This window comes from Daejeonella lutea, assembly GCF_900168015.1.
Classification (GTDB): domain Bacteria; phylum Bacteroidota; class Bacteroidia; order Sphingobacteriales; family Sphingobacteriaceae; genus Daejeonella; species Daejeonella lutea.
In genome coordinates, this window is the sequence record NZ_FUYR01000001.1 from 1,789,379 (window position 1) to 1,803,207 (window position 13,829).

A 13,829-nucleotide genomic window follows, 5' to 3' on the forward strand; every position below is an offset into this window, starting at 1 on the left:
CAATTTCGGTTAACGATTGTTAACAAGCTGAATCGCTTACAACTTTTTGTTGTGAGATTGATAGGTCATCCCCAAAATACCAGATCATATTATATGCTGCAAAACCTGCCCTCCACACTTTCCCCAGAAGAAAGACAATCTATGCTGGCGGCGATTATTGATACTTCCGACGATACGATTATCAGCAAAACGCTTCAAGGGGTTATCACGAGCTGGAATAAGTCGGCGGAGAGAATGTTTGGCTATACTGAGGCGGAAGCTGTTGGGCAGCACATTTCGCTGATTATTCCTAAAGACAGGTTAAACGAAGAAGACCTGATTATAAGACAGGTTTCTCAAGGTACTAAAATCGACCATTTCGAAACAGTACGGCTTGCAAAATCGGGAAAGGAAGTGCTGATATCATTATCTGTATCACCTATACACGACGCAAATGGGAAGGTGATTGGTGCCTCGAAGATCGCGCGTGACATTGCAGATAAAACCGTAGCCAGCGAAAGGCAGGCGAAGCTGGCAGCGATTGTAGATAGTTCGGATGATACGATCCTGAGCAAAACGTTGGAGGGGATAATCACCAGCTGGAATAAAGCCGCGGAAAAGATGTTCGGCTATACGGAACATGAAATTATAGGGAAGCATATTTCGACCCTTATACCTGAGGAAAGGATCAGGGAAGAAGATTATATAATCGGCAAGATTAAACAAGGAAATAAAGTCGACCATTTCGAAACTTACAGGCGGCATAAGAATGGCAAACTGATACCTATCTCCCTTTCCGTTTCGCCCATAATCATTGACGGCCAAATTATTGGGGCGGCAAAAATAGCCCGGGATGTTACGGTCGAGGTCGAGGCAAAGAAAGAAGCGGAAAGATTGTATCAGGAGATTAAATCGCTGAATTCCAAGAAAGATGAGTTTATCGGCCTGGCGAGCCACGAGCTAAAAACCCCGCTGACATCTATCTCGGCTTATCTTCAGATTCTTGACCGGGTGATTACGGAAGAAAAGCCAAAAATGTTCCTTACAAAAACACTGCAGCAGGTAAGCAAACTGTCATCACTGGTAAACGATCTCCTGGATGTATCAAAGATCGAATCCGGGCAGCTGCACCTGACAAAAACTCATGTTAATATCAGAGAAGTTTTGGATGACGCTATTCAATTACTAGAACATTCCAACACTACCCATAGAATTAAGGTTCATTCAGATGGTATTCAGTTAACCATCAATGCCGATGCCCACCGGATAGAGCAAGCCCTGGTTAACCTGATGACCAATGCTATCAAATATTCACCTAAAGCAGACGTGATCGAGGTTTCACTGCATCATGAGAATGATCAGGTGATAATTGGCATCAAAGACTATGGCATAGGAATATCAGAAGATAAGCTTAAGCATGTTTTCGGCCGCTTTTACAGGGCAGAAGATGATCCAAATATATCAGGCTTAGGTATAGGCCTGTACCTCACTCACCAGATTATCCAGCGGCATGAAGGTAAGATATGGGCCGAAAGCAAACCCGGCGAAGGAAGCACGTTTTGGGTAAGTTTGCCTGCGGAAGTCTGAGGTCGGAAGTCGGAAGTCGGAGGTCGGAGGTCGGATGTCAGATGTCAAAAGCTACCGACAGGGAGTCTGGGTCCACTTTCACCTTTCAACTGTCACCCGTCAACCGTAAACTGTCAACCGTCAACCGTCAACTCTCTCCGAAATTTCCTTCACAATTTCCAACCCCTTACCAAACCCATCTGTCATCATTTTTTCCCACTCTTTTAGGGTTTCTACCTGTACAGTCAGGGTGGTAGTTCCATTGTTTTCGGTCAGATGATACGATTCCAGAGAGCCTGCCCAGTTTAGTACCTTTTCGCTGGTGGTATCTTCAACACCTTTTATTATTTCTCCCAAATGCTGGAATACAACATCAGTAGGTTCGTTCATGCTTTTGATCGTGCTGATCATTCCATTGCCTTCCTTGTCCGAAAAGATCGTTCTGCCTCCTACTTGCCAGTCGCTGGTCATTGCAGAACCGGTTCCGTTCGGGTTAAATGATTCAGTCCACCGGGCATAGCTTTCTTCATTCCAAAGAGCTTTCCATACTTTTTGTGCCGGAGCATTGATTTCCTTAGTGAATTTTAACTTTTCCATGGTCGAGTATTTAGGTATTAGGTATTAGGTAATGAACAAAAATAACAGATTAGGGTTCAGGAGATGAGGCTTAAAAGAGACAAAATTAGGGGGAGATTGCGACTAAGGGATTTATTGGGTGGAAGGACGAATTGAGAATGGAGAATGGAGAAATGCGGGGGTAATATGTAATTTAAAAATTCTGTAACTTCAGGGAAAAAGAACTGCATGGATGCCAATCAAAAAACACTGCCAGTCTGGATCCTGATCGTATCGGGGTTTTTCGCCTTAATGGAAATTTTCGCTGCATTCGCACTCTGCTTGTCGCCTGAATCTATTACAGAAAAAGTGGATCTCGGTGCGTCGGGTGTTCTTTATCTGATATATATGTGGGCTGCCCGGCAATTTGCGCTGGGTGTTATTTTAGCGTACTCCACCTATAAAAAATCGGTTCCAATGCTTACCATCAGTTATATTTTCCTCCTGGTTATGTTTATCGGGGATGCGATAATTGGAACGCTCGAAAAAGAGAATTCAATGATTATCGCCTCGGTATTGATGTGTGTTATTTCGTCTGGGATGCTGTATGTGTTGGATAAGGGAGGTCGGAGGTCTGAGGTAGGAAGTAGGAAGTAAGAAGTAAGAAGTAGGAGGTATGAGGTATGAGGTATCAGGAGTCAGGTATCAGGAGCTGAAATTGATTAGAATGCAAATAATAAAAAAGGTCGTTTATGCACAACGCGATGGCTGCGATAAACGACCCTGAAATTCCATGCCTGATTCTATTTATTCGTTGCCGGTCCTGAACTTACCACCCGGGAGTTCAAAATTTTACCTGCTGAGTCGAGCGTGTACTCAAGTACTGCGCCGGTAGTATCGCGAACCCGTTTTACTACATTGCCAGCGGCATTTGTAGTCTGACTGATAACCGGTAAATCGAGCAGTTTACCCACGTTATTTGAGCTTACAACTTTACCGGTGGTGTCCAGTGTTTTTTCAACGATATTTCCTGTTGTGTCAAGAGTACGCTGAACAGTCTGACCGAGGGTGTTGATGGTCTGACTTAATACACCTCCGGGCGCTAAAGCTGTATTAGCAACACCGCCTACTGTATTTACAGTGTTATCAACGGTTTGAAGCAATTGAGTAACTAGTTGCGGGTTGTTATCTAAAGTGGTCAGGGTCTTGTCAATAATTGCTCTCACATTATCCAGTCGGACCACAAGCAATACGCTCGCCTGAACGCCTTTTATCCCAATTTTTACTTTATCGATCCCCACATCCACACCAGCTTTAAGCTGCACCAGGCTTGCAACGCGCGCATCCAGTGAAAGATTGGCTTTTAAATTCTCCACCTCAACAGTGATCTCATCTACTGAAAGATGGGGAACATCCAGCAAAACATCAGGCTGATCTGAGCCTATTGGGTCAGTTGGCCTATAGGGACTTGTTGGAATAGTCTGCCTTTGGGCCCTTGGCACATTGGTTTGAGAGGAAGTTGTAACGGATGTGTTTCGGTCGCCCCTGGTATTTGTTCTTCGGGTAGTCGTGTCCTGCTGGGCAAACCCGGGTAAAGCACAGAGCAGCAAAATTAGTGTGCAGTAGTTGGTTAATAGTTTCATAGCATTAGTTTCAGTTAGTTTAGATGAATTACAACAGGACATGATGGATTGTTTTAATTCTTATGAGCACTTCACGGCTTTTTTTAAAAACAAGTATTAATTCTTGAAGGTCCCAATTTACAGTAAATGCAAATCTTAACTTACAATTAATTTTCTTGTGAAAATAAAAATTAGTTCGGTAAAGTAGACTTCGGGTTAGTTTTGAAAAGTCAAAATGGTGTCAGTGCCGTGCTTTCACCGGAACAGCAATGCAGCCGGCAGAGGAATTTTTTCACCTCCATATTTCTGAATGCTGACTTTCAAATGATTACCGCCCCCGCTATCGTAATAGCTTAAGTTGATCTTATGAAGCCCTTTCTTTAGCGCAATGCTTCCCTCAGGTTTCTTCTCGGGGCCGTCATTCAGGGCGATCAGTTTATCATTAATCATCAGCTTGCTCCCATCATCAGAATCAAGGAAAAAAGTGTAGATCCCGTCGGACTCAATGCTAAGGTAACCCGCAAAGCGAAATGCAAACTTTTCAGCCCGCTGCTTTTGGGTAAGCGAGAATTCCCCTGCTGTACCTGTGATCTTAGCAGCGCCCTGGTCAGCACTTTCCATTGTTATTTTTCCTTCCGGCTCAATGTATTCGTAGGCTATGCCAGGTTTAACTGTAGCACGCAAAGCGCTGTTCCAGGTGTATAGCTTTGCATCAGCATTGCTTACCTTACTATCAAGCATGCCTGCCTTTGCCGCAATAGCTTTAATAGTGCCTTGTGCGTTTAAGGCAAATGGTTTTGAATACCTTGTAGACGAGGTGGATGGTTCGCTTCCATCAAGGGTATAAAAGATTTCTGATCCGGGTTCGGCAGTAATATTTACCTCAGCTTTTAGCGATTTATTATTTTGTAAAACTGAAATGGATGGCCGCTTTGCAAATGCCCCGAAATCTGTTAATCTGATAACGAACGCATAGGGTGCTTTCACGGTATTCGGGTCATACTCGGGCAAGCTTATTTCGGTCCCGCTCCCATCGACTCTAAAAGTCAAATCTGATCCGGAATTTAACAGCCTGGCTTTTACCTGCTGACCGAGCTGCACATCCTTCAATGTAATTTTCTTCGAAGAAGGATATTTTGGGAGGATCGCGTATAAGGTATTGCTAGTTGGATTGTAGGTATAAAACACCTCCTTCACTGCATAGCCCAAATCCGGATCCACGGTGATCTTCATCATGTAATCGTTGGTGGTTTTCCAGTCGCCCTCGACTTTTTTCGCCACATAATTGCGGTTGCCCTCGCTCCACTGTGAGGGTGTTTTCCATCTAACTGTATTATAAATCGCTTCATTATTAACCTTCATCCAGTCGCCAATCTGCAGCAAGCGCTCCTGCATGATCGGCGGTATTTTCCCATGTTCATCAGGACCGATATCGAGCAGGAAGTTCCCGCCACGACTAACCTTATCAACGAGGGATATGACAAGCGACTGCGTTGAAGTATAATCCCAGGCATCCTCTTCCCTGTTGTAGCCATAGGAATAGCCAATTCCCCGGCTTTCCTCCCATGGGTGATCTTCAAAATCCAGATCGGGCTGGTATTCCGGACTGTAGACAGCGCCATGATTAAAGCGCACGCCCGACCCCCAACGGTCGATGGTTACCACCGAATTTTTCACCGGGCTGTCGTTATAAAGCCATGCGAGGAACTGTTCCGATTTCCACCGTTCAGCAGGCAGATCCCACTCGCCGTCTGTCCAGAAAACTTCGGGCTTATAGGTGTTTACCAGTTCTTTCATCTGAGGCCACATGTGAGTATCTATATACTTGTCTTTATCAGTTTTCCAAAGCGGGTTGAACCATTCATACAATGAATAGTACATTCCCGGCCGCACTGAAGTTTTACGTAATGCGGTAAACAAATCGCCCAGGAGGTCACGCTTCGGACCAGAGCTCACAGAGTTCCAGGGAAAGCCCCAGGTTCTGTCGGCTTCTTTACTCGGCCAGAGCGCGTAACCATCATGGTGTTTGGAGGTCAGCACCACATATTTTGCGCCTGAGCTTTCAATAAGATTAGCCCAGTCATCTGGATTATATAATTCGGCTTTGAAATCGCTTGCCAGATCGTAATAGGTCCTGTCGCCAAACTTCTTTTTGTGAAATTCCTGCCGTGCTTTGTCGGTCGTTTGCAAACCTTGCTGGTACCATTCGGCATAATTCCCTTTGGTGCTCCAGCCGGGCACTGAATACACACCCCAGTGAATGAAGATCCCGAACTTACTTTGGGTGTACCATTCAGGCACCGTGCGTTTATCCAGGCTCTGCCAGTTCGGCTGGTATTGCTGAGCTTTCGCCAATCCAGCATTGAGCATTAGACACAGCAGAATTAGCAGTAAACAAGTGGATGATTTTTTTGAGCTTCCAGTCATTTTTCTAGGTTTTGTTAAAGCAATATACCGAAGGATTCGATAATTACACTCCCAACAAAGATGGAATTTGAATTTTATTGAAGACGATCAACTGTTTCGATCTTCATGCCCCTGGTGGTGGTAACTTTTCCTTTATCACTGACAAAAATCCCGCGATATTTTGGAAAGTACCTTAAAAGCCTTAAACCTCTTCTCTTTCCAAGCACCATTATAGACGTGCTCAGGCCATTTGCAAATTCGGCACTCGGGCCAACAATGGTCACGCTTGACAAGCCGCTTACCGGGTATCCTGTTTTCGGGTTGATGATATGGGCGTATCGCTTTCCGTTGAATACCACGTACTTTTCGTAACTGCCCGAAGTTACCGCAGCTTTTTCTTCCAGCGGAAGGATTGCAAAAAGCTCATTATCGTCAACCGGGTTTGTTACTCCTATCTTCCAGCTATCTCCATTAGGGTGCCGGCCCCAGGTGTTCATATCGCCCGATCCATTCACAATACCTGCGGTGACGCCCTTAGCCTTCATCATGTTGCGGCATTGATCTGCCGCGTAGCCTTCGCCCAGCGCACCAAAACCGATTTTCATGCCCGGCAGCTTCAAAAATACGGTGCTGTTTTCCCTGTCGAGAATAATGTTTTTATAACCCACCTTTTCCACCGATCTTCTGATTGCTTCAGGTGCCGGCATTTCTTTCATGGAACCATCGAACTTCCAGATCCTGTCCATGGCTGCAAAGCTAATATCGAAAGCTCCATCGGTTATCCTGGAGAGATAGAGAGCTCGTTCAGTCAGCTCGAAAACTTCGCGGTCGACTTTTACTGGTCTAATACCGGCGTTCCTGTTAATCTCCGAGACCTGGGTTTGCGGCCGCCAGTCTGATATCAGATTTTCTATCCGGTCCACTTCGGCTATTACGGTATCAATGTATCTCTCCGCCAGGGCGCTGTCTTTGGCAACAATGGTGATATCAAAGCGGCTCCCCATCAGGCGAACGGCCCTGCTTTGCAAAACCTGGGCGCTGCCGTTGAAAGCAAGGAATAAGAATATAATGATCAGAATCCGTTTCATTTTAATAACAGTCCATCAGGATCTGTCCCCTCGCCTGGAAGTAACTTACGTCACGATTATTTACCTTCCCGCAGATATCTTCTAGTAATTCAATCACATTTTGCTGCATGGCCAGCGATCCGCAGATCATGATGGTACCCCCATCGTCCAGCAGGCTTGCCACAAAACTTTCATCTCTGGCCAGTATGTCTTTAACGTATTTCTTGTCGCCCTCGCGTGAATAGGCTACCTGCAATTGCTTTAATTTCAGACTTCTTAAACTTGCGTCGAGCAGATCCTTATATAAACGGAATGATTGCTCCCCTCTGAAGCCGCAATACAAATAGCACGAAGACTTCAATTTATTCTGGTCGATCATACCCAGAAAAGGCGCAATACCGGTGCCATTGGAAATCATCAGAACCGGTGCTCCATTGTTAGGGAAATGGAAATGCTTGTTCGCATCTATCCGTGCCCTGATCTTATCTCCGGGCTTAAGACTGTTCAAATAACCGGATCCGAGCCCACCGGGATAGAGTTTCACGCTTAGCTGGATAGCGTCGCCGATTTTCCCAATCGAGTACAGGCGCTCGCGGTGGTCGTTGGCCGGATAAATAGCTAACAGATCCCCTGACGTATATTTCACCCGTCCCGAAGGCTTGAGCGTGATCAGGAAAGCCCCTTCCGCATGGCTAAGCTCCGATCTTCCGGTCACGGTTAGGGTCTGAGGACGTTTCGGCTTCACCTGGAATACTGCCGGAGAAATATTTAATTGCACTCCAGCCTGCTGCGACCATTGGGAAGCCCATTGCATAAATTCGTCAGGCGACCGGTCATTGACCGTATGGATCTCCAGCAGTGGCAGGGCCCATTCCTGAGCCGCAAGCTTATTATTGACCTCAAAAGCAAACTTGCAGAAATCCGGGTAGGAATGCGATCCGAACCCCACAACAGAAAACTTAACCGGCTTAGGCTGGTGGATTTTTTCAAGGCGCGACAGGAATTTCGCAGCGTTAACCGGAGCATCACCCAGGCCATAGGTTGCAGTCAGCACGATGAGGTGCTCTGCTTTTGGGAAGGTATCATAACTATTAAGCTCAGCGATGTAGCACTTCTCCCCCGCATCTAAAAGCTGCTTATAAATCGTTCTGGCAAAAAAGAAGGTGTTGCCGTTTTCCGAGCCTACTAAAATAATAAAACGGCAATCACCCGCTTTATATTTATTCTTCACCTTATTAGCGATCCGCTTCAGCGTAATAGCAAAACCAGAATAGATAAAGAACAAAATATTAACGGTTGCCAGGGCAAGGATCAAAGCCCAGATCCAGTTCGTTCGCCCGGTATGAAGGTCAAGGCTGAGCTCAGTCAGCATGGCCGTTTGGGTATAAGGTATTTCACTCAGGATGTCGCCGTTTAGCTGGTTAACCACCAACTCCCTGTCCTTAAGCTTCAGGGTATAGTAGTCTTCAGGATCTTCTGAGAAAGGAAATTCGATGCTTTTAACATCGGCAAAAAGAGTCTTAGTAAAGACCGGAAATTCTGCTGGTACACGCTTATTATCAGTGCTGATAGAGTCGAAGTCGATATTATGTGAGATCTGCTGGGTTTTTATTACCTCGAACCTGGCAAGCGACAGATATGTTCCCGAAAAAGCGATAATTATGATAAATATCAAAGAAACACGCCCCAGTACCACATGGTAGTATTGTGCAAAGTTCTCCCTGACGATCTTTGAAAAAAAACGCTTTACCCCGCGCTGCCGCTGTATGACCAGAATGGTGCCGGAAACGGCAATCAGAAGCAGGAGAAATGAAGTAAGCCCGATTATAAACCTTCCGGTTTCTTTTAAAAACAAAGACCTGTGAAATGCAGTAACCCATTGAAAAAAGCTGCTCTGCTCGGCCGGGATACCCAGGGACTTTCCTGTCCGGGGATCGATATATACGGTTACATTCTCCAGTTGCTCATTTGTACCGTTCAGGATCACAAACTGATTGGCATCAACCGTAATGTCGGTTACCTCAGGATAAGCTTTTTTTATCGCTGGTATCGCTTCTGCCAGTGTGATCTGGTTGAAATTATTAACCCGGTAGGGAAGAGTTTTTTGAGCTACCGGATCAAAGGCCAGGATGATGCCGGTGAAGGAAGCAAGAAGTATAAAAATAAAAGAAGATACAGCCAGGGCTAAATGACTGTATCTCCAGATTGAAATCGTCATAAAGCCTGCTTAGTTAGGGCTCATGCGAACGTATCGAATATAGCCTTTGCCATCAATTTTGCCGGAAACATTTGCTTTGGTAAGGGGTACTTCCAGGTCTTTAACGTGATATTCTTTGTCTTCCACAGCTACCTCAAACCGCAGCGTATAACCTTTGTCGATCTTCGAATCTTCTATTTCGAATACCTTGATTGCACGGTCGCCTCCAGCTACTGAAGCACCAGTGATCGCGCTGATGTTAACAGGCTTTTTCTTCTGAAACTTATGCCATTCTTCCAGATCCTTGTACCATTCTTTATCCGTAGCCATCATATAGATAGTCTTTTCATACGCACCCTTCGGATTTATAAGAGAAACGACGATATAAGCTTCCTCACCCACGTAGTTGGTCATCTGGACCATACATTTATATTTCTTAGTCCCGGGCTTTTGCGCGAAAGCAAAAACTGAACTGCAGATCAACAGGGCAAACGCCAGTGTTATTTTAAAAAGGCTATTCATATTATTTCAGGAAGTCTATTGATACCTTATTTTTCGACAAGTACTCATTTTCCTTGGCCAGGTCGTACGCTGTCTCATCAAACTCAGTCTTGGTTGCTTTCTTTGCACCAATCTCAAGCATGTATTTAATCAGGCTATCGTCTTTAGCACTCATTGCTGCTTTATGCAACGCAGTATATCCCTCTTTATTTTTCGCGTCTTTATCAATATTAAGACCTTCAACCTTTTTGATAAGTGTAAGGTCATTCTTCGCAACAGCAAGGTGGTAAAGGGTATTGCCGTTTTGCTGAGGTGCTGCAAAATTTAATCCCTTGTCCTGAAGCAGCTTTAACTTAGCATCAAAAGCAACTGAATTCTGCGGAGTATAAGATTGTACCAGGTAATAAGCCAGGTTATCTCCATTCTTATCCACAACCTTAACATCAGCTCCTTTGGCAATCAGAGCAGCCACAACTTCAGGACTGTTACCGCGCACAGCCAGAGCGAGTGCCGAAAGGCCATTTTTATTTTTCTGATTGATGTCTTTTACGCTGGCACCTAACAATTCAATTGCCGCCAGGTCTCTGTTCGCCGCTGCCGCATTCATAAACGCAGTGTTACCGTCAATGTCGGCTTTATTAACGTCTACTCCCTTCGAGATAAAATATTTTATTATTTCAGATTGTTTGTCTTTACGTGCTATAGCGTGTAACACAGTCTCGCCATTTTTACCAATCACCGTCGGCTTTAATTTTAAGTTCTCCAGGTATTGATATAATTCCAGCGTATTGGCGCCTGAGCGACCGCCCTGGGCTGCAAAAAGGAATGCATTATCATTGTACTTCACACCTTTTTCAATCAGTTTAGCTAAAACATCTATTTTACCTGTTCGGGCCACATAATTGAAAATAGTATTTCCATTGGCATCTGTATTATTGATATCGAGTCCTTTCGACGTGAAATAATTTAGCAGAGCAAAGTCTTTGTCGGCGCCGGCACTGATCAGCAAGGCATTTGCTCCATCCTGGTTCACATCCTTTTTCAGGTCTGCACCTTTGCTCAGCAAAAGGTCATAAACCTTAGTATTCGCCTGACCAGAACCAGCCGCGAAATTTACCGGGTTTGCACCATGGTCATCAACCATATTTACTTTTGCCCCCTTATTCAAAAGGAATTCCATAATCTCGGTGTTACCGGCAGTGGCCGACCAGAAAATATAAGTCCGACCGTCATGGGTAAGTTTGTTCACGTCGTTTCCTTTTTGCGACAGCAGAAATTTTATCGACTCATTGGGGGCTTTCTCTGAAATCGCTAACACCACCGGATCATAGTTGGCGCTGTTTAACGCTGCCGGGTCGTTTCCCTTTTGGATTTCAGCCTGAATAGAAGCAACATTTGGAGCCGTTTTCCAGTAAGCCCGGTCAAGAAATACATTTTGTGCGCTTACAGCGAATGAACCGAAAGCCAGCATTGCAGTTAATAAATACTTCATTTCAATTATTTAAGATGATGATATTAAAATTCCAGACTGGTTACCCAGCTGCCGGCAAATTTAATAAGATTGATTCTAAATAAGAAGGATCGAGTGAAATATATTATTAATGGTCTGAATTAAGCGCTGAATGGCCTGGAGCGGGAATGTTTAATTAAAAGCTTTTTATCAGTATTCCGACGATAGCCGCCGCTAAAATAACATAGGGCTCCTGCAGCTTTTTAATATAAATCAATGCCAACACAGATACTGCCGCGATTAAAGCAGTAGGGGTATCAATAATTGATCGCATAGCAATAATGATCACCGAACCTAAAAGTGCACCAATTACGGCCGCCGTAATACCGTCGACGAATGCCTTTATACTCCGATTCTTTGCTATTCTCTTAAAGGAAGGCGCCAAAACAACCGTAAATAGAAAACAAGGCAGGAAGGTCGCCAAAGCAGCAACTGATGCACCGGGAAATCCCGCGACCAGATAACCTATAAATCCCACGGTAATTACCACAGGTCCGGGTGTAATCATAGCAACGGCTACCGAATCAACAAACTCAGCTTCAGTCAGCCACCGATATTCCTGCACGACACCAGCATGCAGGAACGGCACTATCGCGAGCCCGCTGCCAAAAACAAATGCCCCGGCTTTGGTGAAGAAAAAGGCTATCTGGACCAAGGTTGTTGTTGAATAATCCCAAAAACCTATTCCTGTCAATAACACTGATGGTAGTACCGGCTTTTTAAACCATTTCGGGGGAGCCTTGATAAACATGTAGATCAGACCAGCTAACACAAACAACAGTACCTCTTCCCGCTGAGTGATCACAGTAATGATCGCACCGATCAAATAAAAAATCCACAGCAGCCAGTTTGACCTGAAGGAATCCAAATTTACTTTACCAATTGATTTAATGGTAAGCTTATAAGCGCTCATTGCAATGATGCCGATAACAGAAGCGCCCACTCCATAAAAAACGGCCTGCATCCAGGGTAGCCCGCTATATAATTTATAAGCCATTCCCAGCAGCAGCACCATGACAAAGGACGGAAGCACAAAAGCGAGGCCGATCAGTGTTGCACCTAACAGCCTATAATGTACGAAGCCGATATAGATTCCTAATTGAGCTGCCAGGGGTCCGGGAGCCAGCTGAGCCAAAGCGAGCCCCTCTTTGTATTCTTCCTCGGTGAGCCATTTTTTTTCCTCCACCAGATCGCGGTGCATATAGCCGACCAGGGCAACAGGCCCGCCAAAGCCCCATGTACCGAGTTTTAAGAAATATAAAGTGAGTTCCTTTAGTGAATAGGACGGCTTGCTCATTTGCGATCAATAATCTTTTTGCAAGATTACATTCCTGGCAAACCTTAAAATAGAACGTTATTAACTTTTAGCATCCTTTTTACTTTTCAGGTTTTCTTTTTTATAGTTCGCCGGACTGGCCCCTGTTTGTTTCTTGAAGATCCGCGTAAAATGACTTTGGTCAGAAAAGCCCGTCAGGTAAGCAATTTCGGTAAGGCTATGCTCGGCGGTTTCGATTAACTGACAGGCTTTGTCGATCCGCAGCTTGCGCATATAATCGCCAAAACTTAGATTGTCGAAATGCTTGGAGAATTCCCTGGAAAGATATGCCGGATTAATCTCCAGTTCACTGGAAGCCTGCTGCAGGCTTAAGGTCATGTTGGTGTCCAGCTGATCCTGGATCATCTCTTTCAGCGACTTTGCCCATGCGGGTGTTCGGCTGCCCTTTTCTTTTTTCAGATACTGATGGTAAACCTGTAATAAAAGCTGCTCCGCGGTATCCCCCTGACTGTGCTTCTTTTTATATAAATGCCGAGCCCAGCTGTATAGGCCATCATATATAAGCAGACCTATAGCAAGCAATTCGTGGTCATTTGAGCTGTTATAAGCCAGACCCGAAAAAATAGCTTCGAGGCCTGCAGACTGCGGTGCAAAATCATGGCGATCGGTGTCGGCTCCCCGAACGATCGCTGCAATACGATACAGCGCCGGATCTTTCAGCTGATGCTTTTTCAGAATATAATCAAAGGTACACTGATCATCATAATGACTGTATTCCACGCCGGGCAGATCAAAGGGAATTGCGCCAAGTTCCTTAGCCTGAGAAAGCACCCGGTCGTAAGGCACATAAATAATTTCCGCTTCTGCATCTATAAACCGCCTGATCAACCACGGACATGCAATACGGTCAATTTTCGGCTTCTCACGAGTAATCCACTTTGTCATATTGTTCCTTGAGGAAGTAAATATCCAGAATATGAACCGTAATTCCCTATCTTAAACCTTCCCGTTAAATGTGAAATGGTAAGCGGTAATCAGTGATCGGTAATCGGTAATCTCTTCACCTTTCCACTTTCAAGTCTCAACTCTCAACCGTCAACTGTCAACCGTCAACCGTCAACCGTCAACTTTCCACTCTCAACTCTCAACT

General features: G+C 44.9%; 11 protein-coding genes. 2 read left to right on the top strand and 9 right to left on the bottom strand.

The window, feature by feature from the left end; translation table 11 throughout:
- Window positions 1-51: 51 nt before the first annotated feature.
- Window positions 52-1,566, top strand: a complete 1,515-nt coding sequence (locus tag B5X60_RS07990) for a sensor histidine kinase (RefSeq protein WP_139377396.1) — start codon at window positions 52-54, stop codon at window positions 1,564-1,566.
- A gap of 120 nt (window positions 1,567-1,686) precedes the next feature.
- Here the strand turns inward: B5X60_RS07990 and B5X60_RS07995 are convergent, their stop codons facing one another.
- A complete protein-coding gene (locus tag B5X60_RS07995) occupies window positions 1,687-2,142 on the bottom strand; it encodes an SRPBCC family protein (RefSeq protein ID WP_079702062.1) in 456 nt (151 codons plus the stop codon).
- Window positions 2,143-2,349: 207 nt separating this feature from the next.
- Between B5X60_RS07995 and B5X60_RS08000 the strand changes: the two genes are divergently transcribed.
- Window positions 2,350-2,757, top strand: coding sequence for a hypothetical protein (locus B5X60_RS08000; protein WP_079702063.1), 408 nt, complete (start codon window positions 2,350-2,352; stop codon window positions 2,755-2,757).
- A gap of 146 nt (window positions 2,758-2,903) precedes the next feature.
- Here the strand turns inward: B5X60_RS08000 and B5X60_RS08005 are convergent, their stop codons facing one another.
- From B5X60_RS08005 to B5X60_RS08040, 8 genes are all read right to left on the bottom strand, one after another.
- Window positions 2,904-3,743: a hypothetical protein gene (locus tag B5X60_RS08005; RefSeq protein ID WP_221406213.1), complete on the bottom strand. Its 840-nt coding sequence runs from the start codon at window positions 3,741-3,743 to the stop codon at window positions 2,904-2,906.
- A 234-nt stretch (window positions 3,744-3,977) separates the two neighbouring features.
- Window positions 3,978-6,149, bottom strand: coding sequence for an alpha-L-fucosidase (locus B5X60_RS08010; RefSeq protein WP_139377397.1), 2,172 nt, complete (start codon window positions 6,147-6,149; stop codon window positions 3,978-3,980).
- A gap of 74 nt (window positions 6,150-6,223) precedes the next feature.
- Window positions 6,224-7,216, bottom strand: a complete 993-nt coding sequence (locus B5X60_RS08015) for an FAD:protein FMN transferase (RefSeq protein WP_170878403.1) — start codon at window positions 7,214-7,216, stop codon at window positions 6,224-6,226.
- Window position 7,217: 1 nt separating this feature from the next.
- The gene (locus B5X60_RS08020; protein WP_079702065.1) at window positions 7,218-9,413 is read right to left on the bottom strand and encodes a PepSY domain-containing protein; all 2,196 of its coding nucleotides are present in this window, start codon (window positions 9,411-9,413) and stop codon (window positions 7,218-7,220) included.
- Window positions 9,414-9,422: 9 nt separating this feature from the next.
- Window positions 9,423-9,914: a DUF2271 domain-containing protein gene (locus B5X60_RS08025; RefSeq protein WP_079702066.1), complete on the bottom strand. Its 492-nt coding sequence runs from the start codon at window positions 9,912-9,914 to the stop codon at window positions 9,423-9,425.
- Between the two features lies 1 nt (window position 9,915).
- Window positions 9,916-11,385 (bottom strand): ankyrin repeat domain-containing protein, encoded by a 1,470-nt coding sequence (locus B5X60_RS08030; RefSeq protein ID WP_079702067.1) that lies wholly within the window; start codon window positions 11,383-11,385, stop codon window positions 9,916-9,918.
- Window positions 11,386-11,539: 154 nt separating this feature from the next.
- Window positions 11,540-12,700: a chromate transporter gene (locus tag B5X60_RS08035; protein WP_079702068.1), complete on the bottom strand. Its 1,161-nt coding sequence runs from the start codon at window positions 12,698-12,700 to the stop codon at window positions 11,540-11,542.
- A gap of 60 nt (window positions 12,701-12,760) precedes the next feature.
- Entirely contained in the window at window positions 12,761-13,624 is an 864-nt protein-coding gene (locus B5X60_RS08040; RefSeq protein WP_079702069.1) for a chromate resistance protein ChrB domain-containing protein, read from the bottom strand.
- Window positions 13,625-13,829 lie beyond the last annotated feature (205 nt).